The following is a 26,092-nucleotide window of genomic DNA, read 5'->3' as shown; positions in this document are numbered from 1 at the left end:
GAGCGCGTCGCTCATGCGTCGTGAAGCGGGATATGAAGCCATGGGTGCGAACAGTGGCAGCAGCGTCCTGCCCACGGCTGAGTGCAACAGGGGCAACTCGACGATGGAGTCCTTGCACGCAGCACTGGCGGCTGTGCTTCCGGACCTGCGCAGCCGCTGTCGCGATCCCTGGGTCGTGATCGGCAGCGCGGCCGCCTGCTTGGTCGGCGCCGACGTCAGCGTGGCGGATCTGGACCTGCTGACCAGCGTCCGGGATGCGGACGCGTTGCGCGACCGTTGGCAACGGCAGCACGATGCGGTGCACCGGCCGGATGGCGCGGAGCGCTTTCGATCGCGCTTCGCACGCTACCGTTTTGTGGGTCTGCCGGTGGAAGTGATGGGCGGCCTCGAGGTTTTTGGACCCGATGGCTGGATGCCGCTGCGGATAGACCGGATCGTGCACGTGAGCATTGCCGGACTGTCCGTTCCGGTGCCGGCGATCGCGGAGCAGATTCGTGTACTCGACGGCTTCGGGCGTCCCAAGGATCGTGCGCGCATGGCTGTGCTAAAAACTCTATGCGAGGTTGGCGAATGATTACGATTTACGGCAAGCGCTCGTCCGGCAACTGCTACAAGCTGCAATTGCTGCTCGATCAGCTAGGTCGAGACTATCGCTGGGTCGAGGTCGACAGTACACAAGGCGAAACCCGCACCGCGGAATATCTGGCCAAGAATCCCAACGGCAAGGTGCCGTTGCTGGAGCTCGACGACGGTCGCCGACTGGCCGAGTCCAATGCGATTCTGTGCTATCTCGCCGAGGGCACGCCCTTGTTGCCGAGCGACGCGTGGCTGCGTGCGCAGACGCTGCAGTGGCTTTTCTTCGAGCAGTACAGCCACGAGCCGTATATCGCGGTGGCGCGTTTTATCTCGCTTTATCTGCCGGCGGATCATTCCCGTCAGGTCGAACTGCCGAAGCTGCATGCGCAAGGCGCAAAAGCGTTGGCCGTGATGGAGGCTCATCTCGTATCGCACGCGTGGTTGGCGGGCGATCGTTACAGCATCGCCGACATCGCGCTCTACGCTTACACCCATTGTGCGGCCGACGGTGGTTTCGATCTGGCCGTCTATCCATCCGTATCGGCGTGGCTCGCGCATGTGAAAGCGCAGCCCGGGCATTCGCCGCTGCAACACTGATCCAACCGTCGTACCCCTTCTTTTTTCCGATATCGAGACCATGTCCATTCCGTTTGCCATTGCCGCGCGCCACAAGGGCTTCAACCGAGCCGAGATCGTCGACCAGAACTTTATCGAGTTCGTGCAGCTATGGCAGGGCGACGCGGGCAGGGCGCCAGAGGCCGATCAGCCGGTGCTGGCGGGCAGCGCGCTCGACGCGCGCGGCTTTCGCGAGCTGCTCGAATCGCAGCTGATCAGTCGGCATCTGGATCTGATGGCACGCGTGCTGCGCGTGCAGAACAAGGTGTTTTACACGATCGGATCGAGCGGCCACGAGGGCAATGCCATGGTGGCGCGGTTGACCCGGCATACCGACCCGGCGTTTCTGCACTATCGCTCCGGCGGGTTCATGGCCGAGCGCTTTCGCAAGCTGCCGGGCATGGATCCGGTGATGGATTCGGCGCTGAGCTTTGCCGCCAGCAAGGACGATCCGGCCTCCGGTGGTCGGCACAAAGTGTGGGGCAGCAAGCCGCTGTGGGTGCTGCCGCAGACCTCGACCATCGCCTCGCACCTGCCCAAGGCGCTGGGCACGGCCGTGGCGATCGAGCAGGCGCGGCGTATCGGCCACGCGCTGCCGATTCCCGACGACAGCATCGCCGTCTGCTCGTTCGGCGATGCGTCGAGCAATCACGCCACCGCGCAAACCGCGTTCAACGCTGCGGCATGGACGGCCTACCAGAAGCTCCCCGCGCCGGTGCTGTTCGTGTGCGAGGACAACGGCATCGGCATCTCGGTGAAGACGCCGACCGGATGGGTCGCCAGCAATTTCCAGCATCGTTCCAACCTCGACTATTTCTTTGCCGACGGGCTGGATCTGGCCGAAGGCTATGCGCAGGTACAGCGCGCCGTAGAACACTGCCGCCACACGCGCCGCCCGACCTTCCTGCACCTGAAGACCACGCGCGTGATGGGCCATGCGGGTACCGATTTCGAGATCGAGTGGCGCAGTATCGAGGAACTGGTCAGCGTCGAGTCGACCGATCCGCTGCTGCGGTCGGCCGCCATCGCGCTGGAATCCGGGCTATACAGCAAGGACGAATTGCTCAATCTCTACGAAGCCGCCCGCAAGCGCTGCTTTGCCGCCGCCGCCGATGCCGATGCGCGACCCCGTCTGACCTCGCTGGCGGACGTGATGAAACCGCTGGCGCCGTATACGCCGGAGGCTGTCGCCGCGGAAGCCACGCGTGCCGACTACGCCGACAAGCGCCTTGCGGTCTTCGGCAGCGAAGCGAAGCTGCCGGAGAACCAGCCGCCACGGCATCTGGCCATCCAGATCAATCAGGCATTGCACGACCTGCTGGCCAAATACCCGCAGGCGCTGCTGTTCGGCGAGGACGTGGCGCAGAAGGGCGGTGTCTACACGGTCACCAAGGGGCTCAACAAGGCGTTCAAGGGCAGCCGCGTGTTCAATACGCTGCTGGACGAAACGATGATCCTGGGCCTGGCGCAGGGCTACGCCAATATGGGCATGCTGCCGATGCCGGAGATTCAGTATCTGGCGTACTTCCACAACGCCTGCGACCAGATTCGCGGCGAGGCGGCCTCGCTGCAGTTTTTCTCCAACGACCAGTACCGCAATCCGATGGTGATGCGCGTGGCATCGCTCGGTTACCAGAAAGGTTTCGGCGGCCATTTCCACAACGACAACTCGATCACCGCGCTGCGCGATATTCCCGGGCTCGTGGTCGGCTGCTCCAGCCGCGGCGACGACGCGGCGATGATGCTGCGTACGATGATGGCGCTGGCCAAGGTCGATGGCCGGGTTTGTGCCTTCCTCGAACCCATTGCGCTGTACATGACCAAGGACTTGTACGAGGCCGGCGACGGCCAGTGGCAGTTTGCCTATCCTTCGCTGGATCAGGCCATGACGCTGGGCGAGGGGCGCGTGTACAACGAGCCGGCCGATGATCTGGTGATCTTCACCTTCGGCAACGGCGTACCGATGGCGCTGCGCGCGGCGAAGACGATCGAGGCAAACCACGGGTGGCAGATTCGCGTGGTCGATCTGCGCTGGCTGGCGCCGCTCAACAACGCGTTTATCGCCGAACAGGCGCGGACGGCCAAACGGATTCTCGTGCTGGACGAGGGGCGCCGCAGCGCGGGCGTGGGCGAAGGCGTGATCGCGGCCATCGTCGAAGGCGGCTGTGGCGCCACGCCGATGCATCGCGTCGTCGGCGCCGATACGTTTACGCCGCTGGCGGGTGCCGCGTTGCTGGTATTGCCGGGCGAGGACGAGGTAGTGGCAGCGGCAACGTTGCTGGCTACGCGGTAGCGAGTATCGCTGCGAAAAAACTCAGATATCTTTGCGGCGTTTTTCCACCACGTGCAGGTTCGAGTGTGTCGATGCCTTCGCGGGTTTGATGTGGCCGTAAAAGCAGACCTGGTTTCGTCCGCTGAGTTTGGCGCTGTACATGGCCTGGTCGGCGCGTTCGGCGAGCGATTCCACGTCGTCGCCTTCGCGCCGCATGGCCACGCCGATACTGGCGCTGAGCATGAACGTGTCGTTGACCGGAATTTCCAGCCGATGCACGCGCCGGCACAGGCGAGTGGCGACCAGCATCGCGTTTTCTTCGGTGGTGTCGTCGATCAATGCGACGAATTCTTCGCCGCCGTAGCGGCCCAGAATATCGGTGGGGCGCAGCTCCGCGCTCAGCGCGCGGGATACGGCGACCAGCGCGCGATCGCCGGCGTTGTGGCCCTGGCAGTCGTTGAGCAGCTTGAAATTATCCAGATCGAGAAACAGCAGCGCGATCGGACGCGGTTCGCCTGAATTTAGCATCGCATTGGCGCGTTCGCTCCAGGCCCGACGATTGAAGGTATTGGTCAGCGCATCGTGATCGGCGAGCACGCGCACCTTGTCGCGATCGTGGCGCAGCCGCAGCGCGCGATCGGCCAGGCCGAGCGACAGCACGATAGCCTCGAACGCTCCCCCGGCGAGGCTGGCGTCGTTGAGCCAGTCCAGGCTGGGCAGTGCGCCGTTGGCCTGGGCACTGGTCATCGCGGTAAGCAGCAGCAGCGGCGTCCATCCGATCAGAAAAAACCATGCCTGGCGCGAGCCGTGAAAGCCCGCGACAAGGGCGGAAATCAGCAGCAGCGCTGCGCCGAGCATCAGCATCGGGTTGAGCAGAATCTGTGCCGTTTCCATCAGCAGCGTCAGATGGCTCAAGCGCATCACCACCAGCAGACCCATGCCGACGGCGAGCGCAATCACCGGCACGCGCAGCAGCGGCGCGCGCTTGCGCAGCGCGCAGAAACGCATCATGAACAGCGAGGCGAAGGCAACGGATAGCGCAACCGCCACTGCGCCGCTTGTCATGCCCATGCCGGCCAACCACTGCCACTCCAGCGGGTGAAAAAGAAAGCCCGTCTGGATGCCCTGGATAAACGTGTAGCAGAGGATAAAACCGGCGTACCAGGCGAAGGTGATATCGCGCAGCATCAGCGCGAAGCACAGCGCCATCAGTACCATCGACAGCATCACCGCAAAGCTGGCGCTGGCGAACACCAGCCACTGCGCGTCCTGCCGCAGATAATCGTTCCACGGTTGTATCTCGAAACGCACCGGCGCACTGGCGATCGCGGACGGTTCGAACTTAAGCAGGATAGGGGCCGACGCTGCCTGGGTCAGTGGCACGCGCCAGGCCAGCCGACCATGGCCGTGGGTCGACGCTGAAAAATCGTCCAGCGCCAGCGCCGTGACCTGATCCTGCCCATACACCGTCACTTTACCCAGCGGCGGCGGGTAGATGCTCAGCATGCGTTCGCTGTTGTCCCAGGGAGGCTCGGCCGCGATCACCACCCAGCTGCCGAGCGCGTTCACCTGAAATCGCTGAAGAATGGACGGCTCAAAGCTTTTGAACTGGCCACCGCGATATTCCTGCATCACGCTTTGCGGCGTGTCGCCGAGCATGACGGGACGCCAGGCGCCGTTCAGCGGTGCGGACGCGAAGGCATGCGCCGATCCGATCAACGTCAGACAAATCCACAGTACAGCCAGCGCTCGCCGCAAGCGAGCCGGTGCCGTTAATGTGATCTGCCTCTCCATTTATATCGTTTTCCTTTGCAATAATTTCTGCGAAGCAGCAACAAAGCTTTGGACGGTGGAAATTCGCGTATCAGCACCGTTTGCGGCGCCCGCCGCAATTTTCACCGGTGCACAGATCCCTCCCGCCGATGCGCCACTGTATTTAGTGGTGACGCGCGCGCATTGACCAATCGTCCAGTCTAGGCGCTGGGCGCCAAGGCTCGGTGAAGGTCGGAGTTCGCTGGGTTCGGGCCGGTAAGCATAGGGACGCTACCCAATCCGATAATAGCCAAATGAGCTTGTGCAGCGCATGGCAGCACGATTTGTGCCAGCGCAGAGTGTCCGAGTACAAACGCGCATTGGCCGATCAAGCAGCAGCTAGGGCAGCGCTACGCTGCGCATCGGGTCTTAGAGCCTGTTCCTCATCTCCCCGTACCTCGCGTGTCATCGAGCGGTGGTCGGGTATAGGGCCCAGCGCCGGCTTGCCTGGCTGGCAAGCCAAGCACCGAAAAGGTGTAAATCGCGCGCTGCCGCCTGGCGGCCGCTCGGTGGCAACCCTGCGGGCCCGGGCTGTTTGCCCGCATCCCGGCGCCATCACTCGGTCGTGGACCCACGTCACTCCTCGCTCCTCAAAGCCGGCGCCATCCACGGCGCCTCCCCGCGTACCCTCGTTCTGCGCGCAAACCGCTCCCGGCGCGGGGAGGTCGTGAACAGGCTCTTAGAGGCGGGCCCGGAAAATCGCAAGTCGACGTGCAGTGTCACTAAATGCGCAAGATGACGCTTGCCGCACAGGCTCCTACAAATGCGCCGTCATCCACCCCACCCAGCGCTTGTAGACGTCCGTCGTTCGCACGATGTCGCTGGGAAAATGCGTGTCCGCCGGGTAGGCGTAAAACTCGACCGATACGCCGTTGTCGCGCAGCGCGTGATACCACTCGTAGCTGTTCAACAGGGGCACATTGGGATCACCGACGTCGCCCATGATGAGCGTGGGTGCAGTCACGTTCTGGGCATACGCGATCGGGGACTGATCGCGCCAGATATCGTGATATTTCGCCAGCCAGGGCGAGCCGCCGAAGACATAGGTGTCGCCCTGCTGGTAGTAGGCCAGGGTGTAGTCCATTACCCAGTCGGTCAGCGCGGCGCCTGAAACGGCTGCTTTCCATATGCCGTAATGACCGGTGAGCCAAGTCGTCATGTAGCCGCCGTAGGACCAGCCGCTGACGCCGATCCGGCTTTGATCGACGCTGCCGAGTTTTTCGACGGCCGCGAGCCCGGCCATCACGTCGTTGCCGGGACCCCTGCCGGTGTCGCGAAAAATGGCGTGCTGATAGGCGTCGCCCAGATTGGTGCTGCCGCGGTAGTTGGGCTGGAACACCAGAAAGCCGGCAGCCGACAGCAGCTGCGGCAGCGGCGAAAAATGCAGCGTGCTGGCGGACGCCGGGCCGCCGTGGATCACCAGCACCAGCGGATACTTCTGACCTTTGCGGTATCCGGTCGGGTAGGTCAGCACACCGTCTTCCTTGAAGCCGTCCGGCCCGGTCCATTCGATGGATTCACTGTGCCCCAGCATGAGACTGTCGGCGAAGGCGTTGAGGTTGGTCAGCCGCTTCGGCTTGCTGTGCGTGGAGGACATTGCGTAAAGCTCGCCCGGATGTGCCGGCGTGCTGCCGATGAAGGCGATCGCGCCCGCGTTCGACACGCTCAGCTCGGGGTTGGCCTGCACGTCACCGAGGTCGAGCTTTTTCGCGGTGCCGGTCAGCGGCTGTTCCCATAGCGCCGCCTGCGTGCCGTCCTCGCCGGCGAGCAAGAGCGCGTTGCCTCGTGGCAGCCACGCGTAGTTGGAAAAGTTGCGCGCGGCGGCCTGCGTCACGTCGCGTCCATCGGCACCGTTGTCGACATAAACCGCGTTGCCGTTGTTCTGATCGCCGTTGCGCGGGCGCAGATAGGCGGCGGTGTCGCTGTCGAGCGCGTAGGTGAAGTCGCCCGCACCTTCGCCCGACACCACGGTGCGCGGCTCACCACCATTCGCATCCACGCTGGCGATCACCGATCGGAACGACGGCCCCCAGTACGGTCCGGGGAATCGGGTAAAGGCGATGCGCCGACCGTCGCGGCTCCATGCCGGCACCGGCGCCGAGTCCTGCTGATCGGTCTGCAGGCTGAAATTGCCCTGCGTGAGTCGCTTGGCCGAACCGCCCGCGCTCGGTATTACCCATAGGTGCCAGGGCGTCAGCGCGGCGCGCGCCAGGAAGTTGTTGTCGGTGACCTGGAAGGCATCGTCATGCGCCTTGATCGCTTTTTCGTTGGCGGGTTCATCGGCGGTCACAAAGGCGAGCTGTTTGCCGTCCGGGCTCCAGCTGAAGGATTCCACGCCGTACTTCGTTTCGGTGATGCGCATTGCGTCGCCGCCGCGCATCGACAGCACGAAGATCTGTGACTGCTTGGTTTCCTCGTCATGCGCGATAAAGGCCAGCCGGCCGCTGTCGGGCGACCAGCGCGGCGCGGCGATATCCGTGCGCTTCCAGGTGATGGCGCGTGTATCTCCGCTGGCGACGTCGACCAGATCGATGTCCTGCAGGTTTTTGTCGGTCGTCCAGTCCGGTCGGGAAACGATCACGGCGATCTGCTTGCCGTCGGGAGCGATCTGCGGATCGCTGAGGTTCACGAGCTTTTGCAGGTCATTCAGCTGGAAAACGGGCGTGCCTGCAGCGGCAGACAACGGACATGCCAAAGTGCAGCTGACGGCCAGGACGACCGGCCCAACGAATTTCATCAAGATATTCCCCTTTGCCGCTATTGAGGGCGGAGCCGCTGGTTTGCCGCGGCCTGTCGGTCAGCGCGTCGGCTGCCCGATTCTCGGCACAAACAGTGGCACGTTCGCCCCTTTTCCGAAAGAACCGGCCGCGGCGTTTCGTCAAAGGGAGGGGCGCGAGGAACATCACCGAATGGGCTCCTGCATTTCCGGCGTGTCGGCCATCCATGGCCATAAAAAAGCCCTGGAAACGGTGGGTTTCCAGGGCGGTGTTGCAAGAAATTGGTGGAGCCTGGGGGGATCGAACCCCCGACCTCGTCATTGCGAACGACGCGCTCTCCCAGCTGAGCTAAGGCCCCACGTGACCAGCAGATGTTAGCAGCGCAGGTCGTGGTTCGCCAAGGGTCGGCAAATGCAGCTGCACGTTGGTGTCGAAAGCTTCACGGCGGCGACCAGCCAGAAAGATCTAGCCGGGCAAAAGCGCGGTCAGACGATCGTGCAGCAACTCGTGACGCCAGCCGTCGAGAAATTCCGGCCATTCGGCGGTGACCACGTATTCCTCCAGCGCCTTGCGCGGGCACAGCAGGCCGGAGGGCAGATCGAGCTCGGTGGCGAGCGCGTCTACGCTTTCCTTCATGGCGCCGAGCGCCTTTTTGGCTTCGCCTTGCGGATGCCCGGGTATGCGCAGCGTGGCGTCGATTTCTTCCGCGCTCACGGCAGTTGCGAGCAGTGCGAACAGCTCGCTGCGCTGGGCCGAGCGCAGCGCACGCTGGCCGCGGCTGCGCTGATCGAGTTCGCCGAGGCTGCCCGGCGGCTGCTGTGCCAGGGTCAGCGCCAGGGTATCGTCCAGCAACCATGGCCGCGGTACGTCGAGCGTGCGTGCGCTGCGGTCGCGCCATAGCAGCAGCCGGCGCAGCATGGCCTGCTGCGGTATCGTCCAGTCGGCGGCACCGCGCATCGCGCGCTGCGGCTGCGGATCGCCGGCGCGCTGGCTGGCGCGACGCTTGAGTCGTTCACAGTCCTCCGCGTGCCAGGCGCTGCGGTCGCGCTGCTGCAGGCGTTCACCGAGCTGTTCATGGATGGTTTTCAGATACACCACGTCCAGCGCGGCGTAGCTGATCTGCGAGGCAGTCAGCGGTCGCTGCATCCAGTCCGAACGCGTCTCGCCCTTGTCCAGTTCCACCCCGGCGAGTTCGGCGACCAGGGCGCGATAGCTGATGCCCAGGCCCATGCCGACAAATGCGGCGGCGATCTGCGTATCGAACAGGGTCTTCGGGCCGCCCGGCAGCATCGGCGACAGCGTTTCCAGATCTTCGCTGGCGCTATGCATGATGGTCACCGCCGGGCCAGCGCCGAGCAGCGGCACCAGCGCATCGCCGATCGCGAAGGCCAGCGGATCGATCAGCGCGTAGCGACCTTGCCAGCCCAGCTGCAGCAGCGCCAGCTGCGGATAGAAGGTATTGCGGCGCATGAACTCGGTGTCGAGCCCGACCGCGGCGTCATCGGGCACGTCGGCCAGCCACGACTGCAGCGCATCGCGATTATCGATCCAGTCGGCGCTGGCGGACTCGGGCAGGGACATCGAACTTCCTTTGAAAGCGCCGGGCATGCATTGCCCTGTCGGCGGTTTGTACTTATGGTGGGCAGCGCACGATAACAGGCCACTCCCGGGACGCCCATCCATGCCGAGCAATGCAATTCTGCGCAATCAGCGCGCGCTCGGTGGAGCGGCGGGCATCATTGTGCTGGGGTTTGCGCTCACGTATCACTTTTTTCCGCGCCTGCTGCACGTCGATCCTACGCAGGCGCCGCGCCGATCCATGTCGATGGGCGAAGCCGTGCCGGGCCGGGATGTGCCGCAGGCAAGCACACCGGCCATGGCCGAGGTCAACGCCGGGCCGCCGTTGACGCTGGCATCCATCAGCGTGATTGTCGCGCACAGCAAGAAAAAGGCCGATCTGCCTGAGCAGCTCAGCGCCGATCCGCCGGCCGTGCAGGCGCTTTTGGCACGTGCTTCCAAAGCGCTGCAGGCCGGCCAGGTGGCAGGCGACAGGAACAGCGCGGGCGCGCTGTTCGCGCAGGCGCTGAAAGCCAAGCCGGACAGCCGCCGCGCTGCGCAGGGCCTGTTCGATGTGAAAGCGCGTCTGGTCGCGGACATCGAACAGGACATTGCGGTCGGCGACGCCGACGCGGCGAAAGACCAGCTCGATGCGCTGCGCACCTTGCCCAACGCGGCCGAGGATATCGCCCTGCTGTCCGCCAATCTGAAAACCCTGACCAGCGTGCGGCCGATGCTGGCCAAGGCCGCCTCGCTGCTGGCGCAGGGCAAGGCCGATCAGCCGGTCGACGGCAGCGCACTGGACATGTATCGCCAGGTGCAGCGGCTCGACCCGCAGAACGCGGTGGCCGAGCAGGGCATCATGCAGGTGCAGCGGGCGGTGCTCGATCGCGCGCTGGCCGCCTTGGCCCAGAGCAATTTCGCCGGAGCCGACGCCGCGCTCGCCGAGGCACAGGCCATTCGTCCCGGCTCTCAGCAAATGCAGGACGTCAGCAAGCGCCTTGATGACATGCGCCAGCAGCGCGCCACCGGTGTGCTCGCCCAGGCGCATTCGGCGCTGGACAGCGGCGATCTTGCACTGGCACGCAAGCTGGCCAGCCAAGCGCAGCAGATCGAGCCCAATCTCGCCGGGCTTTCCGAGTTGGAAACCCAGCTCACCAACGCCCGACTTTACGCCGGCCACAAGCCCGGCCAGATTTTCAGCGATGGCTATGTCGACATCCCCGGCAGGTCGCCGATGATGGTAGTCGTGCCGATCGGCAGCTTTCAGATGGGCGCACCGGACAATCAGGACGGCTACGCCAGCTATGAAAAGCCGCAGCATCCGGTGACCCTCGGCAAGGGTTTCGCGATGGCGCGCAGTGCCATTACGGTGGGGCAGTTCCGCGAGTTCGTGCGCAACAGCGGTTACGTGCCGGACTCGATACGGCTGGGCGGCGCCAGCGTCTACGACGAGCGCAGCGGCGCACTGCGCGACGACGCCAATGCGAACTGGCAGGACGATTACGCCGGCAGCAAGGCGGCCGACGATCTGCCCGTAGTCAACATCTCGTGGAACGATGCCAAGGCCTATGCAGACTGGCTCACCCAGCGCACGGGCAAGATCTATCGATTGCCGAACGAAGCCGAGTTCGAATACTCGCTGCGCGGCGGTACGAGCACACGTTACTGGTGGGGCGACGGCACACCGACCAAGCCGGTGGAAAACCTTACCGGCTCCGGCGACCGTTCGCGCAACGGCCGCCGCTGGAGCAACGCGTTCCGCGGTTATCGCGACGGCTACTGGGGCCCGGCGCCGGTGATGAGCTTTGCCGCCAATCCGTTCGGACTCTACGACATCGATGGCAACGTCTCGGAGTGGGTGCAGGACTGCTGGCACGAAAGCTACGTGCGCTCGCCCGGCGACGGCAGCGCATGGCTCAACCCCGGCTGCAGCACCCACGTGGTGCGCGGCGGCTCGTGGGGCAGCTCCCCCGACCAGGTCAACTCGGCCTATCGTCAGGGCACCGACGGCAGCGCGCGCAGCGGCCGCGTCGGGTTCCGCGTGGTGCGCGAGCTCTGAAGCGGAGCTTTCCGCGCCCATGAAAAACCCCGCGCATGGCGAAGCGGGTCGCGGTGGCTTTGTTAACTCGGGAATTTTCGGAGTTGAGAATTAATCGGTGGAAAAGAGCTGTGAAACCTCGTGGCGATCCGCTGTGAGAAGCGTCGTCGTCGCGAACAACCGTCAACTCGATAGCTTTTATTTCCTCGTTTTCGGGAGTCAAAAGTCTCGGCACTCCATTCTTCCAGCGTCTCGTTGCGCAGTAAGTTCGAGAGCTAATACGCCTCTTCTGCTCAACAATAGAGCCATGGCGATCATTCGGGCGACATCGTCCGTACGCGTCGCGACGTGCAACTATAAATGTTTACAGGTGACAGCCGTATTCGATGGCTGAAATAGTCTGTCCACGCCAAGCTGCGAGAGCAGCCAATGGGGAGCGCATCACACTTTCGTGCGAATCAGCTTTTTCCTACAGTACGGGAGCTACATGCCTACCACGTGTCTTGCTATATAGGCATGGTCTAAGGGGTGCTAGCGATATCCGCAAGCACATACGGCGATACATCGCACGACAACCGCCGCAAGGGCAATCAGAGAGATTCGTATGTCAGGGATGAGTATGGGAATGTGGCGCCGTATTGGTTTGTTTTTCTTGATGGCGTTCATGGTTGCGCCAGCCATGGCAGATGCACCGCCTTCCTGGACAATCTCGAATGGCAAATATCTCGGATTGACTGGTACCTATCCCAGCGCAGGGGCGGCGTGCACAGCTTGGTATCAATATTTTCTAGCTGCTTCTGCAACTGGGGGAGGAACCGTCACTTATGAGGCGCCTTTTGTAACTACTGATCCCAATGATCCGTATGCTACCGTCGAAGATTGCAGAACAGGTGTGACCGAATACGGTTCATCATATACGCAAGCAACCTATTTATTCCGCAATCCAAGCTGCCAAAGCAATGAGACATTTGACCCCGATAAGGATCAGTGCGTGGCCAGCGATACTGACACCGGCAAGAATGCCGGTGACGCGGGGGATTGCAACGGTGGTGTCGGCAGTGCCGTAGACAATGTGGTCACTTGTCCCGGCACCACGATGAAAGCCGATCCCATCAATACCGCTACGGGCAACAAATACCAGCAAGACACCGACTTTCATGGTTCCTCATGGCTGACGTTCCGGCGCTTTTACAACAGCTTGCCAACGACGTTGCTGGCTACCCTGGGACCTCAATGGCGCCACTCGTTCGATCGTTCCTTGTCCATCAAGTTGGCTGTTGCGGGCAGCGAAAATCCTTCCACTATTCGACTCTATCGGCCCGATGGCAGCAGCGAGCAGTTTCAGAAGAACAACGGCCTGTGGACCGCTGACGCCGATGTGGCCGATACCCTGACCGAACAGGACGATACGTCAGGCAATCCCACGGGCTACGCCGTCTTCATCGCGCCACTGCGACAGACCGAACAGTACTCGACCGCGGGCTTGCTGCAATCCATTACCGACGCCTCCGGTCAAGCCGTCATACTCACCTACAGCACGGCGAACACACCCAGCTCTATCGCACCTGCCGCCAACTTGCTGTTGACGGTCACCGATCCGACTGGCCGTCAGTTAGGTTTTACCTATAACACCAACCGGACCATTGCCACCGTTACGCAACCTGACGGCGGCACGCTCACCTATAGCTACGATCCGAGCACGCGCAACCTGACCTCCGTGCAATACCCGGATGGCAAAACGCTTCAATACGCCTACAACGAGTCATCGCTGAACTCCGGAACCAGCCAGCCCAGCGTACTCACAGGCGTCATCGACGAAGCCAATGCGCGGTACGCCAGCACCGGCTACAGCAGCACGGGCCAGGCGGTTTCCTCCACCTTTGCATTGGGCGCCAATGCCACCACATTCAGCTATAACAGCAATGGCTCAACCACGCTGACGCTGGCGTTGGGCAATTCCTACACTTTGACCCCCCAGAGCGATGGCTTCGGCACGCTCAAGGTGACGAGCGTTTCCGCTGCCTGCGGCACGCAGTGCGGTCAGCCGTGGCAAACGCAAACCTACGACGCCAACGGTTATCCGTCCTCACGTACCGACTTCAACAACAACGTCACGGCGACCACATACAACAGCGCTGGTTTACTGACCCAGCAGATCGAGGCTCAGGGCACATCCAACCAGCGCACGACCACCACCACCTGGAACACCGCGTTACGCGTGCCGTTGACTCAGACCGTGCTCAACGCGTCCGGCACCACCATCGCCTCAACCGCCTGGGTCTACAACACTGCCGGCCAGACCCTGGCTCGTTGCGACATCGACCCGACCGTCTCTGCCGCCGCGTCCTACACCTGCGCCACTACCGGTACCGTCCCGGCGGGCGTACGCCGCACCACCTATGCCTACTGCACTGCCGTGGATACCACCCAGTGCCCCCTTGCCGGCTTGCTGCTCACCGCCACCGGCCCGCGCACCGATCTGACCCAGACCACCACCTACACCTATTACCTCACCGACAGCAACACATCGAAGCACGGCGACCTCCAGTCCGTCACCGATGCGCTGGGCCACACCACCACGTACTTGAGCTATGACGGTGCCGGTCGCGTGCTGAGTCAGCAGGATGCCAATGGTGTCGTTACAACCTTCACCTACTATCCGCGTGGCTGGTTGAAAACCCGCAGTGTGGGCGGGTCAACCACCACGATCACCTACACGGCCTATGGTGCCGTGCAGACCATCACCGATCCCGACAACGTCACGGTGACCTACGGCTACGACACGGCACATCGGCTCACGACGATCACCGATGCTCAAGGCAACTACGTCCAGTACACCCTGGATGCTTCGGGTAACCGTACAGCGGAAAACACCTACACGGCCGGCAGCAGCACGGCTAGCCATACATTGATGCGCCAGTTCAACGCCCTCGGCCAGCTCACCGAAATTATCGACGGGTTGAACCACACGGTCTTCAACGCCAGTGCCAACGGCAATTACGACGCCAATGGGAATCTGCTGCAGTCCGTTGATGCATTGAACACCCAGCGCAAGCTCGGTTATGACGCACTCAATCGTCTTACCAGTACCGTCGATGACTACAACGGCACCGATACCCTTGCGCCGAACACCACGACCAGCAAGACCTATGACAGTCTGGATCGGCTGACGCAGGTGACTGATCCCAACAGCCTGAACACCATCTACGGTTACGACGGGTTGAGCAACAACACGTCGCTGCAAAGTCCGGACACGGGCACCAGCACGGATACCTATGATGCCGCTGGCAACCGGCTGGTTCACACCGATGCCAAGGGCGTGGTCAGCACGACCAGTTATGACGCGCTGAACCGCCCGATCAGCACCACCTTTGCCAATGCCACACTCAACATCACCTACGCCTACGACGACGCCAATAGCGTCACCGGTTGCACCAGTTCGGCCCCGATCGGTCGTCTGACTCGGATCGTCGAGAACGCTGTCACCACGGTCTATTGCTATGACCCGCGCGGCAACGTGCTGCAGAAGCGGCAGATCACGGGCAGTACCGCCGACACCACCAGCTACGCCTACACGGCCGGCGACCGGCTGAGCCAGTTGACCGCCCCCGACGGCACGGTGATCAGCGACAGCTACAACGCCCTGGGCCAGCTCAGCGGCGTGCAGGTGACCCCGGTGGGAGGCAGCGCCAGCGCGGCGGTCAGCGGCATCACCTACCTGCCGTTCGGCCCGATCAGCGGCTACACCCTGGGCAACGGTCAGATGGTCATCCGCACCTACGACGCGACCTATGCGCTGACCGATATCACCAGCCCGGCGCTGAACCTGCACTTCGCGCGCGATGCGCTGGGGCGCATCACCGCCGAAGGCAACACGCCCGGCGCCAGTCTGGCCAGTGAAACCTACCGCTACGATCCGCTGTCCCGGCTCGTCGAGGTGGACGACGCCAACGGCAACGCGCTCCAGTCCTACACCTACAACCCGACCGGCGACCGCCTGAGCAAGACCGGCAATGGCCTGGCGACTGGCAGTTACAGCTACACCACGGGCACGCATCAGCTCAGCGGTATCGGCAACGGTGCACGCACCAGAGATGCCAACGGCAACATGACCGGCAACAGCAGTGCCGGCCAGACGTGGGGCTATGGCTACAACGGCCGCAACCGCCTGACCGTTGTGCAGGCCAACGGCAACACGGTCGGTACCTACGGCTACAACGCACTGGGCCAGCGCATCAGCAAGGTGGCCACGCTGCCGACGGCGGTCAGCCAACGATTCGCATACGACGAGCAGGGCAACCTGATCGGCGAATACGGCACCACGAACCGCGATTACGTCTGGATGGGCGGTATCCCGGTCGCGATCATCGACACGGTCGGCAGTACCAGCATGGTCAACTACGTCACCGCCGACGCGTTGGGCACGCCGCGTGCGGTGAGCGACAGTACCGGCACCACGCTCTGGTCGTGGGCCTGGCTCAACAATCCGTTCGGCGAACAGGCGCCGACCTCCACCAACGGCTACACGCTCAATCTACGCTTTCCGGGGCAGTACTTCGATGCGGAAACCGGACTGATGTACAACGGCCATCGTTACTACGACCCGACTATGGGGCGCTTCCCTCAGCCTGATCCTGTCGGCTTCAATGGTGGTATCGGCCTGTATGTCTACGGACTGAACAATCCGATGATTTATATCGATCCCACAGGGCTATCGCCTCCCGGTGCGCCGCCGCCGATAGGGCCATTTACCCCTATAGATCAATGGGGATCAGACTTTACCAGAGTAGGCCCGCCCGTACCTTCTTCTATGACTATTATAAATAGCTGGGATGATATTTCAGGCTTCAAAAACCCAGGCACGAATATCGTTGTTTATCAGCTAATGGATCAATGTCATTCGCCCATAAGAAACCCTGGCTATAAGTGGCAGGAGCATATGGATCGGCATGCCAAATATAGCGATGAGCAAGGTTGGGAGAATATGACTAGCGGCACGATTGTTGATACCCATGAACCACCAGACAATCCTCCACTGAATGGAACGATCACTACGAATCAAACATTTTCCATACAAGATGCTAATGGGAATATCTATAATTTGAGCACTGTAGCGCGTACCACGGCAACGTTCGCCAATGGGCAGGCGACTACCATCACGACCATAGTCAAGCCTTGAACGGGATGGAAACAGATATGAGGCGGATTGTTCTACTGATTGTTTTTACGGTGGGGAGCTTGGGACTGCAGAGCTTGAAAGCGGCGCCATTAGCTCAGGGGATGTCAGAGACGGAAAAAAAAATAAATGAGAATACTAGATTTGCCAATGAGGAAGCAGTTTTTAAATATCTCAAACCCATCCTCAAATCCACGAATAGCGCGGCCCGCATCTACTATCTTGGATCATGTGAAAAGGAAGGCGACTACTACACGGTTTCTTTTCCGCGTGTTCGCGTGCAATCGCCGCTTGGGAACGACACGGGACTTGCGGCGATCCGAGACGTTTTTCGGAATGACGCGAATGTCAAAGTTTCGAAAGGAACGGACGGGATTGTCCGCATTGTGATAGGGCAATTGCCTGCCAAAGTTGCCAATGTTCTTGATACAAGAATTTCTGTAGTTACCTTCGACCAAGATCAGCAGTACACCGAAAAACAGGCACTAACGCGTATTCAGAGCAGCAAAGAAGTAAGAGACGCTAGGCGAGTACTGGGGATTCAGCCAGACGGCATTCCTCTCTACATGTCAGCGGTAAAGCAACCTGTCGAAGGCGCGCCTCATCTCCCCGCTTCAATGGTCAATCTGACTTGGGATCAAGCACTCGATTACGTAGCGAAAATTTTTGGGGGAGTTGTTCTTTACGGGATATGCCCTAATAAATACCTTTACACAATTGACTACGTGCCAATCAGATCATGAGTAGAAGGGGTTTTCGCAAAATTTCTTTCTGAGGAAATTGAGCTTTGTCCGAGGGCAACGCTATCAACGCTCGCAAGGAAGGCGGCCTATCTCTCGATAAAATGGTATGCCTTAAAAACGGTGTATCTTTTCCCGAAGAATCCGAAAAGGCTCAAACGGAAGATGCAGTCTTTGATGGTGTTCTCCATCCTCGATAATGCATGAACGGCGCACCGAAAGAGGCCGGTGGTAGCTCTAGCGGTGCTGAGTTAGGAGAGTGGTGCATCGGAGACAGCCGACCGGGCGGCGAAAACAACAGATCAGGGCAGACGGGCAGCAAGCAGCGTGGCGAGGTCGCGACGCTGCTAATTCTCGGAATCCCGAGAATTAAATACCGGGAAGCCGGTACTAAATCCTGGGATTCCAGGATTTAGAACTCACGCGCTGCGCCACAGTGTGACCACGTTGCTGCGGGCGCGTATACCATCTAAATAGTCCGCCCACGCCTGCATCATGCGGGTGCGTTCTTCCAGAAATTGTGCGGCATGGGTGTGCGCGGCTCGCACCTTGTTGGACTCTGCATGCGCCAGTTGTTGCTCGATGGCATCAGCGTTCCAGCCCATCTCATTCAATCGCGACGCGGGCATGCTGCGGAAGCCGTGGCCGGTCATTTCATCCTTGCCATAGCCAAGACGGCGCCGGGCCGCATTAATGGTGTTCTCACTCATGGGGCGGCTAGCAGTGCGAACGCTGGGGAACACATAAAGACCTCTGCTGGTCAGCGGGAACAGCTCACGCAACACGGCCACTGCCTGCGTGGATAGAGGCACGATGTGCGGGGCCTTCATCTTCATTCGTTCACCGGGGATGCGCCAGATAGCGCTATCCAAATCAAACTCCCGCCATTCCGTCTTGCGTAGCTCTCCGGGCCGCACAAAGACCAACGGGGCTAGCTTGAGCGCGCAGCAGGTGGAGAGCTGGCCTGTGAACGTATCGAAGGAGCGGAGCAGTTCGCCAATCTGCGCCGGCTCTGTCAGAGCAGCGCGGTGCGTGGGGGTCGGTGTCGTGAACAGGCCGCGCAGACTCCCGGTGATGTCGGTGTGCGTCTTTCCCTCCAGCACGGCCCATCGAAACACTTGGCCTGCGGTGATCTTCACCCGGCTGGCTGTCTCGTGTTTGCCGTCGTCTTTCGCCCTTTTCAAAACGTCCCGAAGCTCCAGCGGGGTTATCGCTGTGATGGGCCGCTGGCCGATGTGTGGGAATAGGTAGGACTCCAGCCGCCAGCCATCCTTATTCGCAGTGGTCTCTGCTGTCTCCCCCCTTGGCCGCGCGCCACGCCATCCACTCCCGCGCGATCTTCTCGAACGTGTCGGCGCAGGCGGTGGCCTCGGCGCTTAGCCTCCTTAGCCTCCTTCCGGATCGCGCTGGGATCGATACCGTTAGCCAGCAGCTTCCGGGCGTCCTCCCGACGCTGGCGGGCATCGGCAAGGGTCACGAGGGGATACACACCAAGCGCGAGCGTCTTCTGCTTGCCGCCGTGCCTGTAATTCATCCGCCAGTACTTACCGCCGTCCGGCTTCAGCAACAAGTACATGCCGCCCCCATCGGTCAGTTTAAGCGGGGAGGCCACGGGCTTGGCTTTGCGTATCGCGGTATCGGTCAGCATTGTCGGTACCTGTAAGTTCTTGCGACGGCATCCTGGCCGGATACCAACACAAATACCAACAGATACCGTCAGATTCCCTACAATCTCTTGAGACCGCCCTAGACCCTTCAGACATGAAAAAGCCCGCTGTTATGCGGGCTTAGGGATGTTTCATGGGTCTCGCTGGTACTGCTTGAAACCCTGATCTGGTACCGGTGATAGGACTCGAACCTACACGACATCGCTGCCAGCGGATTTTGAGTCCGCCGCGTCTACCATTCCGCCACACCGGCAGATCAGCGTTGCATTATGCCGGGATCAGTGGACTTGGTCGAGCCCCAGCTGGCGTTCGTCGCGGTGGTACCAGCCGTCGTCGGGCAACGGCTGAAACACGGCGCAGCGCGTCATGCGGCCGGAGTAGATGTGCAGGCTCACCGCAATGTCGGCGTCGCTGGGATTGCGAATGGTGTGGTATTCGTGCGGCGGAATCAGGCTGCCGGCCGAACCCGGGCCGGCCTGGATCGAGCCGACCGGACGGAAGTGATAACGCGCTTCCTCGTTTTCCATGCGCTCGTACTGCACCACTTCGAGTGCGCCGTTCCACACGCCTTCGACGCACCACATGCCGTCGTGATCGTGGATCAGGGTGCCCTGGCCGGGACCCCACGTCATCGCCACCACGCAGTAGCCGTGGTCTTCGCTGCAGTAGAGTTCGCGTCGCGCGTAGTGCCCTTCGTTGGCCTCGAACACGCAGGCCGGAAGCTTGACCTCGTTGCTGCGGATCAGCTTGCACAGGCCGTTGCGCAGGCTGTCGGTAATGGCCGGCGTGGAATCCTTGCTCATCGCCTCATCAATGGTATCGATCAGCGTGCGGCTACCGGGGAAGTCGAGGGTGAGCATGGCGGGCTCCGTAAATCGGGTGATACGCAAGACGTAGCGTTGTTCCAATTATAAGTGATGAAGTCGTCAAAGGCCTGATCGACGTCAATATTCTGCATGGCCTTTGTGCGCGGCTTCAGCATGCGACGAGATTCGACTCAGAAATCCGCCGATCGCCCTGCTGTAGTTTTCGATATCGACCAGAAACGCATCGTGGCCCTGCGGCGAGTTCAGCGCCACAAATTCCACGTCGGCGCCGGCCGCCTCAAGACCTTCGGCGATCTGCTCCTGCTGCTGCAGCGGGAACAGGATGTCGGTGCTGACGCCGATCACCATCGCACGCTCGATCTGGATGCGCTTGAGCCCTTCGTGCACGCTGCCGTGGCCGTATTCGGCCATGTCGAACCAGTCGCTGGCGCGCGAGAGATAAAGATAACTGTTGGGGTCGAAAGTGCGCACGAAGCGCTGCGCATGGCCTTCGAGGTACGACTCGACCTGGAATTCGCGGCCGAAGGGATCGTCGTCGCGCTGTTCGGGGTCGAGCCGGATGCGCGCGAAGCGGCCGTTCCATTCCATCGCGGACCGATAGGTGATCACGCCAAGCTTGCGCGCGATGCTCATGCCGATGTCGGGATAGGTGCCGCCTTCCGCCACGTGAATATCGGCCGCTCCTGCGCATCCTGCGCCGGCTTTTTGGGTGCCCCCTTTTGGGGCGCTCGCGGCACTCATCCTTCCCTGGATATCGTAGTTGCCTTCCTTCCAGTTCGGATCGAGGCGGATCGCCTCGCGCTGCAGCGAGCGTATGGCTATCGCGAACGGCTGCGCTTGGGGGGCGGTGTCGACGCTGATATGGCTTCTGGCGCTGCCGGGATGCAGCAGCATGTACGCCAGTGCGCTCATGCCGCCCATCGAGCAGCCGATCAGGCAGGCCAGCTGCGCGATGCCGAGGCTGCTGACGGCGGCATGCGCCGCGTTGGCCACGTCTTCCAGCGAGAGGTCGGGAAACCTCAATCGATAGGCTTCGCCGGTGGCGGGATCGATCGATGCGGGGCAGGTGGAGCCCTTGTCGCTACCGAGCGAGTTCACGCAGATGACGAACCAGCGCGAGGTGTCGATGGCCTTGCCGTCGCCCAGCATCGCCTCCCACCAGCCGGGTGAATCGTCGTGGGCATTGGAGGCGGCGTGCGCGCTTGGCGACAGGCCGGTGAGAATCAGCACGGCGTTGTCGCGCGCTGCGTTGAGCGTCCCCCAGGTTTCAAAGGCGACGTGGGCGCCGTGCAGCTCGCCGCCGCGCTTCATGGCGAACGGCGAAGGCAGTGCGAAGTACTGGCGGGCGTCGCCCATCAGTGCACCTTGTCGATGGTGATATGTATCGGCCCCGTGGCATCGACCGCGACCACGCCGGCATCGCCTTCGAGATCGCCGGGATGGGCGAGTGCCTGACCGCTGTGGCTGATGCGCGCCCCGACAAAAACCTTGGATACCGACGAAAGCGAACGCTCCGGCGTCATCGCCATCGCGTCGGTCAGCGTGACGCTGACCGGCAGCGTGTCGGCATCCATCCGTGTAACGGCCAGCGGCATCGGCGGCCCATTGGGCGCGCGCGCGTAGATGAAGAGCGTGTCGCCACGGCCGACGCGCGCGCTCAGCGCCGGCGCTAGCTGGACTTTGACCCGCAACGCCGGACCGTGGGGCTTGTCAGTACTTGTCACTTGTGCGGCGGCATTCGGCGCCTGGGCCGACATGTCGCCACTGCGCGCATCGGCGGCTTTGATCTGATCGGCAACGGCGTTGGCCACCGCGCTGCCCGGCTGCAGCAGGGGCTGCAGTTGGCGCCAGGTGGCAGCGGCGTCGGCGAACTGGTTTTGTTGGAACTGGCCGATGCCCAGCAGCCACAGGCCGCGCTGATTGTCCGGCTGCTTGTCGACCGCCTGTTTCAGCAGCTGGCGCGCCCGCTCGTCGATCATGTGCGTCGGTTGCAGCATCGCATCGGCTTCGGCCCAGCCGACCATCGCGTCCGTATTTCCCGCATCGAGCTTCAGCACATGGTCGTAGGCGTCGCGACTGGCGGACGGCTGATGCATGGCCGTAGTGGTTTGCGCCAGCAGCAGCCAGCCTTGCAGATCGTCCGGCTGCTGCGCCAGATGCGCACGCAGATCGGCCAGCGCCTGGTCGATATTTATCGCCGGCGGCTGCTTGGCGACGCCATCGAGCGTGGCCGGTGTGCCGATTTTCAGGTACAGGCCGAGCGTGATCAGCGGTACCGCGACGATCACCAGCAAAGCCACCACAAACACGCTGCGCGGGCGCCCTTGCTGGCGGCCGCGGCGAAGCAGGGGTACCACCACCACGCCGATGGCGACGAGAACCATCAGCACAACGGTAACGACAAAAGCCAGTTTCACCAGTCGTCCCCTTCATCGAGCGCGGTATGGGTTGCCGTGGAAGTGGTCGGCGTCAGCGCGCGGCTGCGTTTGCGAATGGTGGCGATCACGGCGGCGGCACCGACCAGCAGAATCAGCAGCGGCCCGAACCACAGCAGCCAGGTATTGCGCGCGACCGGCGGGTCGTACAGCACGAACTCCGAATAGCGATCGACCAGGTACTGCTTGATCTGCGCATCGGTCTGGCCATGCTGCATCAGCTGGAAAATCTGGTTGCGCAGATCGCGCGCGATCGGGGCGTTGGAGTCGGCCAGCGTTTCGTTCTGGCACATCGGGCAGCGCAGCTGCGCAGTGAGATGCTGATAGCGCACTTCCTCGGCGTGATCCTTGAACGGCAGCGGTTCGATCGCCTGGGCGAGGGCGGCACCAGCGCACAGCAGCAGCGTCGCCAGAAGTAGGGGGCGTAGCGCACGCATCAGCGCGGCTCCTGCGGCAGCGCGGCGATCGCCGGCTTCAGCTCATTGTCCAGCACCTCAGGCGTGATCGGGCCGATATGCTTGTAGCGGATTACACCATGCGCATCGACCAGAAAACTCTCCGGCGCCGCGTAAACGCCGAAGTCGATCGCGGTCTGGCCGCTGGTGTCGGCCATCAGCAGCGAGTACGGATTGCCGTGCGTGGCCAGCCATGCCTTCGCATCGTCCGGCGCGTCCTTGTAGTTGTAGCCGACCAGTGCCACGCCCAGCGTCGGCGCCGCCGCCTGCAGCACCGGATGCTCGACGCCGCATTCGATACACCAGCTGGCGAACACGTTGAGCAGGTAGGGCTTGCCCAGCAGTGATTCCCGCGTCGCGGTCTGCGTCGGCTCGTACAGCAGCGGCAGCTTGAAATCGGGCGCCGGCTTGTTGATCAGCGGTGAGGGGATGGCGGTCTGGTCGTGCCCGGTATTCCACCAGATGCCGAAACCCAGCAGGCCAGCCAGCAGCAGAAAGCCGATAAAAGGAATCAGGCGACTCATGTGCGGTTTTCCGCCAGCACCGAGGCGTGCATCGGCTCGGCTACGTCGACGATGGCAGTACGTCGCACGCGGAAGCGCCGATCGCAGGCGCTGACGAAGCCGCCCAGCATCATCATCAGGCCGCCGAACCACAGCCAGCGGATGAACGGCTTGTAGTACAGGCGCAGCGCCCAGGCGCCGTCGATATGCTGTTTGTCCATCGGCTCGCCCAGCGCGACGTAAAGATCGCGGGTAACGCCGGGATCGATCGCCGATTCGGTCTGGATCTGCTCGCGCGTATAGGTGCGCTTCTGCGGCTGCATCACGGCTACAGGTTTGCCATTGCGGGTGACAGTGACCGTGCCCTGGTCGGCGCGCCAGTTCGGCCCCTGCGTTTCGCGCACGCCGTCAAAGCGGAAGTCATAGCCGCCGATCGTTTTGGTTTCGCCCGGCGCCATGCGCACGTCGCTGGTCGCGCTGAGCGATTCGGACAGCAGCACGCCGATCAGGAAAATCGCCACGCCCGCATGGGCGAACAGCATGCCGGCCATTTCAGCGGGATAACGCCGGCCGCGCGGCATCTCGCGCCAGCGCTTGACGATGTAAAGCAGTACGCCGACCGCAACCCACGCTGCCGCAGCGACGCCGGCGATCGCCTTGAGTTTGCCGTCGACAAAAAACGCCGCCACGATGGCGCAAGCCATAGCGGCAAGCAGCGCGCGCAGCATCACCCGTTTCAGAATCTGCGGTTCGCCTTTGCCCCAGCGCAGGTACGGACCGAACGGCAACAGCAGCACGATAGGCAGCATCAGCAGCGGAAACAGCAGGCCGAAGTAGGGCGGTCCTACCGAGATCTTGCCCAGGTTCAGCGCGTCGCCGATCAGCGGAAACAGCGTGCCCAGCAGCACCATGGCCGCCGCCACGGTAAACATGAGATTACCGACCAGGATCGCGCTTTCGCGCGACACCACGGCGAAGGGTTTGCCGCCGGCGACCTTGGGCGCGCGCAGCGCATACAGCAGCAGCGAGCCACCGACGACGAAGATCAGAAAGCACAGGATGAACAGGCCGCGGCGCGGATCGGACGCAAACGAATGCACCGAAGTCAGCACGCCCGAACGCACCAGAAACGTTCCCAGCAGCGACAGCGAAAACGCGAAGATCGATAGCAGGATGGTCCACGCACGCAGCGAGCCGCGCTTCTCGGTCACCGCCTGGGCGTGAATCAGTGCGGTGCCGACGAGCCATGGCATAAAGCTGGCGTTTTCCACCGGATCCCAGAACCACCAGCCGCCCCAGCCCAGTTCCGCATACGCCCACCAGCTGCCGGCAACGATGCCGCAGGTGAGAAACGCCCAGGCGATATTCGTCCACGGCCGCGCCCAGCGCACCCAGGCCTGTTCCAGCTCGCCACCCAGCAGCGCGGCGATGGAGAACGCGAAGGCGACCGAGAAACCCACATAGCCCATGTAAATCACGGGCGGATGAAATGTCATGCCCGGATCCTGCAGCACCGGATTCAGATCGCCGCCGTCGGGCGGCATCGGGATCAGCCGTCCAAACGGATCGGAGGTGAACAGGATAAAGGCGAGAAACCCGACCGAGATGATGCCGAGCACGCCGAGCACGCGCGCCGCAAAGGCCTCCGGCAGCTGACGGCTGAAGAACGCCAGCGCCAGCGTCCACACATTGAGGATGAAGATCCACAGCAGCATCGAACCCTCGTGCGCACCCCACACCGCGGTGATGCGGTAATACCAGGGCAGCGCCAGGTTGGAATTGTCGGCGACGTACTGCACCGAAAAATCGAAATGCAGAAACGCCCAGACCAGCAGCACAAACGCCATCACCACGAAAAAGCCCTGGCCGAAGGCGGCCGGACGCGCGACTGCCATCATCGCGCCGTTGTTTTTCCAGGCGCCGACGATCGGCAGAATGCTCTGCGCCAGCGCCAGCAGCAGCGCGAGGATCAGCGCGATCTGGCCCAGTTCCGGCGTCATGGTGAGCCGCCCGCGTCACTGCCTTCCTGCATCGGTTTGTCCTTGTGCGCCTTCGCCATGGCGTCTTTCAGCTCTTTCGGCATATAGGTTTCGTCGTGCTTGGCCAGCACTTCGGTCGCCACGAAGTGAGCGTTGTCCATGTGCCCGGTCGCAATCACCGACTGGTTGTCGCGGAAGAGGTCGGGCAGGATGCCGGTGTATTCCACCGGCATGGCGCCGTCGGCGTCGACCACGGTGAAGGTGGCTAGCAGCGAGGTCTTGCTGCGCTGAATCGAGCCGGCCTTGACCATGCCGCCGAGGCGGAACGTTTTATGGTTCGATGCGGCGCCGGACTGAACCTGGCTCGGGGTAAACAGGTAATTCATATTTTGCTGCAGGGCGAACACGCCCAGACCGACCGCGACGGTGGCTGCGGCAACGACGAGTAAAACCACGATAAGTCGGCGTTTGCGTGTGGGGTTCATGAAAACTCTTACAGCGTTCGTTGACGGGCCAGCATCAAGCCGGTTCCGTCGGAGTGGGTGCCTGACGCGACTGACGTGCGGCCTTGCGTCCCAGCCGCGCGCGCAGTTCGCGCAGCAGCCGGCGGCGGCGCAGAAGCGGTGCGAAAAAGTCGGCTAACAGCACGATGAAAAACACCGCGTACGCCGGCCACAGATAGCCGGCGTAGCCGCCCATGGCGAAAAAATGCTGCAGCGA

20 protein-coding genes and 2 tRNA genes are annotated in these 26,092 nt (G+C 62.3%); 7 read left to right on the top strand and 15 right to left on the bottom strand.

Annotated features, from left to right (window positions below; translation table 11 throughout):
• The first annotated feature begins 13 nt into the window (after positions 1-13).
• The 3 genes from HDE76_RS04570 to HDE76_RS04560 are packed head-to-tail and all read left to right on the top strand — an operon-like array spanning position 14 to position 3,484.
• Positions 14-574, top strand: a complete 561-nt coding sequence (locus HDE76_RS04570) for a hypothetical protein (protein WP_255481415.1) — start codon at positions 14-16, stop codon at positions 572-574.
• The gene (locus HDE76_RS04565; protein ID WP_179477073.1) at positions 571-1,173 is read left to right on the top strand and encodes a glutathione S-transferase family protein; all 603 of its coding nucleotides are present in this window, start codon (positions 571-573) and stop codon (positions 1,171-1,173) included. The genes HDE76_RS04570 and HDE76_RS04565 overlap by 4 nt, the downstream gene beginning before the upstream one ends.
• 40 nt (positions 1,174-1,213) lie before the next feature.
• The gene (locus tag HDE76_RS04560) at positions 1,214-3,484 is read left to right on the top strand and encodes a thiamine pyrophosphate-dependent enzyme (RefSeq protein WP_179477072.1); all 2,271 of its coding nucleotides are present in this window, start codon (positions 1,214-1,216) and stop codon (positions 3,482-3,484) included.
• A 21-nt stretch (positions 3,485-3,505) separates the two neighbouring features.
• On the opposite strand, the gene HDE76_RS04555 is transcribed toward HDE76_RS04560, so the two are convergent.
• Complete coding sequence (locus tag HDE76_RS04555) at positions 3,506-5,122, bottom strand: diguanylate cyclase (RefSeq protein ID WP_255457577.1); 1,617 nt, start codon at positions 5,120-5,122, stop codon at positions 3,506-3,508.
• Between HDE76_RS04555 and HDE76_RS20720 the strand changes: the two genes are divergently transcribed.
• Entirely contained in the window at positions 5,121-5,423 is a 303-nt protein-coding gene (locus HDE76_RS20720) for a hypothetical protein (protein ID WP_255457576.1), read from the top strand. The two genes, HDE76_RS04555 and HDE76_RS20720, sit on opposite strands and share 2 nt — an antisense overlap.
• A 609-nt stretch (positions 5,424-6,032) precedes the next feature.
• On the opposite strand, the gene HDE76_RS04550 is transcribed toward HDE76_RS20720, so the two are convergent.
• The 3 genes from HDE76_RS04550 to rnd form a co-directional block, all read right to left on the bottom strand.
• A complete protein-coding gene (locus tag HDE76_RS04550; protein ID WP_184505642.1) occupies positions 6,033-7,958 on the bottom strand; it encodes a S9 family peptidase in 1,926 nt (641 codons plus the stop codon).
• Between the two features lie 316 nt (positions 7,959-8,274).
• Positions 8,275-8,350, bottom strand: a tRNA-Ala gene (locus HDE76_RS04545).
• Between the two features lie 107 nt (positions 8,351-8,457).
• Positions 8,458-9,573 carry a ribonuclease D gene (gene rnd, locus HDE76_RS04540; RefSeq protein ID WP_179477069.1) on the bottom strand — a complete coding sequence of 372 codons (1,116 nt, stop codon included), beginning with the start codon at positions 9,571-9,573 and terminating at the stop codon, positions 8,458-8,460.
• Positions 9,574-9,673: 100 nt separating this feature from the next.
• Between rnd and HDE76_RS04535 the strand changes: the two genes are divergently transcribed.
• From HDE76_RS04535 to HDE76_RS04525, 3 genes are all read left to right on the top strand, one after another.
• Complete coding sequence (locus tag HDE76_RS04535; protein WP_179477068.1) at positions 9,674-11,611, top strand: formylglycine-generating enzyme family protein; 1,938 nt, start codon at positions 9,674-9,676, stop codon at positions 11,609-11,611.
• Between the two features lie 583 nt (positions 11,612-12,194).
• Positions 12,195-16,769, top strand: coding sequence for an RHS repeat-associated core domain-containing protein (locus HDE76_RS04530; protein ID WP_184505640.1), 4,575 nt, complete (start codon positions 12,195-12,197; stop codon positions 16,767-16,769).
• A 17-nt stretch (positions 16,770-16,786) separates the two neighbouring features.
• A complete protein-coding gene (locus HDE76_RS04525; RefSeq protein ID WP_179477066.1) occupies positions 16,787-17,509 on the top strand; it encodes a hypothetical protein in 723 nt (240 codons plus the stop codon).
• Positions 17,510-17,925: 416 nt separating this feature from the next.
• On the opposite strand, the gene HDE76_RS04520 is transcribed toward HDE76_RS04525, so the two are convergent.
• The 11 genes from HDE76_RS04520 to ccmD all read right to left on the bottom strand — a co-directional run bounded on the left by HDE76_RS04520 (position 17,926) and on the right by ccmD (position 26,089).
• Positions 17,926-18,645, bottom strand: a complete 720-nt coding sequence (locus HDE76_RS04520; protein WP_184505638.1) for a site-specific integrase — start codon at positions 18,643-18,645, stop codon at positions 17,926-17,928.
• Positions 18,646-18,713: 68 nt separating this feature from the next.
• Positions 18,714-19,154, bottom strand: a complete 441-nt coding sequence (locus HDE76_RS04515) for an Arm DNA-binding domain-containing protein (protein WP_218861941.1) — start codon at positions 19,152-19,154, stop codon at positions 18,714-18,716.
• A 186-nt stretch (positions 19,155-19,340) separates the two neighbouring features.
• A tRNA-Leu gene (locus tag HDE76_RS04510) sits at positions 19,341-19,426 on the bottom strand.
• A 25-nt stretch (positions 19,427-19,451) separates the two neighbouring features.
• Positions 19,452-20,033: a cysteine dioxygenase family protein gene (locus tag HDE76_RS04505; RefSeq protein ID WP_179477064.1), complete on the bottom strand. Its 582-nt coding sequence runs from the start codon at positions 20,031-20,033 to the stop codon at positions 19,452-19,454.
• An 84-nt stretch (positions 20,034-20,117) separates the two neighbouring features.
• Positions 20,118-21,356 carry an alpha/beta fold hydrolase gene (locus tag HDE76_RS04500; RefSeq protein WP_179477063.1) on the bottom strand — a complete coding sequence of 413 codons (1,239 nt, stop codon included), beginning with the start codon at positions 21,354-21,356 and terminating at the stop codon, positions 20,118-20,120.
• Positions 21,356-22,417: a hypothetical protein gene (locus HDE76_RS04495; protein WP_179477062.1), complete on the bottom strand. Its 1,062-nt coding sequence runs from the start codon at positions 22,415-22,417 to the stop codon at positions 21,356-21,358. The genes HDE76_RS04500 and HDE76_RS04495 overlap by 1 nt, the downstream gene beginning before the upstream one ends.
• Positions 22,414-22,872 carry a cytochrome c-type biogenesis protein gene (locus HDE76_RS04490; protein ID WP_179477061.1) on the bottom strand — a complete coding sequence of 153 codons (459 nt, stop codon included), beginning with the start codon at positions 22,870-22,872 and terminating at the stop codon, positions 22,414-22,416. The genes HDE76_RS04495 and HDE76_RS04490 overlap by 4 nt, the downstream gene beginning before the upstream one ends.
• Positions 22,872-23,414 (bottom strand): DsbE family thiol:disulfide interchange protein, encoded by a 543-nt coding sequence (locus HDE76_RS04485; RefSeq protein WP_179477060.1) that lies wholly within the window; start codon positions 23,412-23,414, stop codon positions 22,872-22,874. The genes HDE76_RS04490 and HDE76_RS04485 overlap by 1 nt, the downstream gene beginning before the upstream one ends.
• Positions 23,411-25,393 (bottom strand): heme lyase CcmF/NrfE family subunit, encoded by a 1,983-nt coding sequence (locus HDE76_RS04480; RefSeq protein WP_179477059.1) that lies wholly within the window; start codon positions 25,391-25,393, stop codon positions 23,411-23,413. The genes HDE76_RS04485 and HDE76_RS04480 overlap by 4 nt, the downstream gene beginning before the upstream one ends.
• A complete protein-coding gene (gene ccmE / locus HDE76_RS04475; RefSeq protein ID WP_179477058.1) occupies positions 25,390-25,857 on the bottom strand; it encodes a cytochrome c maturation protein CcmE in 468 nt (155 codons plus the stop codon). The genes HDE76_RS04480 and ccmE overlap by 4 nt, the downstream gene beginning before the upstream one ends.
• Before the next feature lie 34 nt (positions 25,858-25,891).
• On the bottom strand, positions 25,892-26,089 hold the full coding sequence (ccmD, locus tag HDE76_RS04470) for a heme exporter protein CcmD (protein WP_179477137.1): 198 nt from the start codon (positions 26,087-26,089) through the stop codon (positions 25,892-25,894).
• Between the last annotated feature and the right edge of the window lie 3 nt (positions 26,090-26,092).

Origin of the sequence: Rhodanobacter sp. ANJX3 (genome assembly GCF_014200755.1) — a bacterium.
GTDB lineage: Bacteria > Pseudomonadota > Gammaproteobacteria > Xanthomonadales > Rhodanobacteraceae > Rhodanobacter.
The sequence above is the reverse complement of the archived record's forward strand: the minus strand, read 5'-3'. Positions and strand labels throughout refer to the sequence as shown.

What these genes read in the sequence shown, in the direction of transcription:
- HDE76_RS20720 (WP_255457576.1), top strand. Translation starts at nt 5,121, where the DNA reads ATGACGGGACGCCAGGCGCCGTTCAGCGGTGCGGACGCGAAGGCATGC.
- HDE76_RS04530 (WP_184505640.1), top strand. Translation starts at nt 12,195, where the DNA reads ATGTCAGGGATGAGTATGGGAATGTGGCGCCGTATTGGTTTGTTTTTC.
- HDE76_RS04570 (WP_255481415.1), top strand. Translation starts at nt 14, where the DNA reads ATGCGTCGTGAAGCGGGATATGAAGCCATGGGTGCGAACAGTGGCAGC.
- HDE76_RS04535 (WP_179477068.1), top strand. Translation starts at nt 9,674, where the DNA reads ATGCCGAGCAATGCAATTCTGCGCAATCAGCGCGCGCTCGGTGGAGCG.
- ccmE (WP_179477058.1), bottom strand. Translation starts at nt 25,857, where the DNA reads ATGAACCCCACACGCAAACGCCGACTTATCGTGGTTTTACTCGTCGTT.
- HDE76_RS04490 (WP_179477061.1), bottom strand. Translation starts at nt 22,872, where the DNA reads ATGCGTGCGCTACGCCCCCTACTTCTGGCGACGCTGCTGCTGTGCGCT.
- HDE76_RS04515 (WP_218861941.1), bottom strand. Translation starts at nt 19,154, where the DNA reads ATGCTGACCGATACCGCGATACGCAAAGCCAAGCCCGTGGCCTCCCCG.
- HDE76_RS04485 (WP_179477060.1), bottom strand. Translation starts at nt 23,414, where the DNA reads ATGAGTCGCCTGATTCCTTTTATCGGCTTTCTGCTGCTGGCTGGCCTG.
- HDE76_RS04500 (WP_179477063.1), bottom strand. Translation starts at nt 21,356, where the DNA reads ATGGGCGACGCCCGCCAGTACTTCGCACTGCCTTCGCCGTTCGCCATG.
- HDE76_RS04480 (WP_179477059.1), bottom strand. Translation starts at nt 25,393, where the DNA reads ATGACGCCGGAACTGGGCCAGATCGCGCTGATCCTCGCGCTGCTGCTG.
- HDE76_RS04565 (WP_179477073.1), top strand. Translation starts at nt 571, where the DNA reads ATGATTACGATTTACGGCAAGCGCTCGTCCGGCAACTGCTACAAGCTG.
- HDE76_RS04505 (WP_179477064.1), bottom strand. Translation starts at nt 20,033, where the DNA reads ATGCTCACCCTCGACTTCCCCGGTAGCCGCACGCTGATCGATACCATT.
- HDE76_RS04555 (WP_255457577.1), bottom strand. Translation starts at nt 5,122, where the DNA reads ATGCTCGGCGACACGCCGCAAAGCGTGATGCAGGAATATCGCGGTGGC.
- HDE76_RS04525 (WP_179477066.1), top strand. Translation starts at nt 16,787, where the DNA reads ATGAGGCGGATTGTTCTACTGATTGTTTTTACGGTGGGGAGCTTGGGA.
- rnd (WP_179477069.1), bottom strand. Translation starts at nt 9,573, where the DNA reads ATGTCCCTGCCCGAGTCCGCCAGCGCCGACTGGATCGATAATCGCGAT.
- HDE76_RS04560 (WP_179477072.1), top strand. Translation starts at nt 1,214, where the DNA reads ATGTCCATTCCGTTTGCCATTGCCGCGCGCCACAAGGGCTTCAACCGA.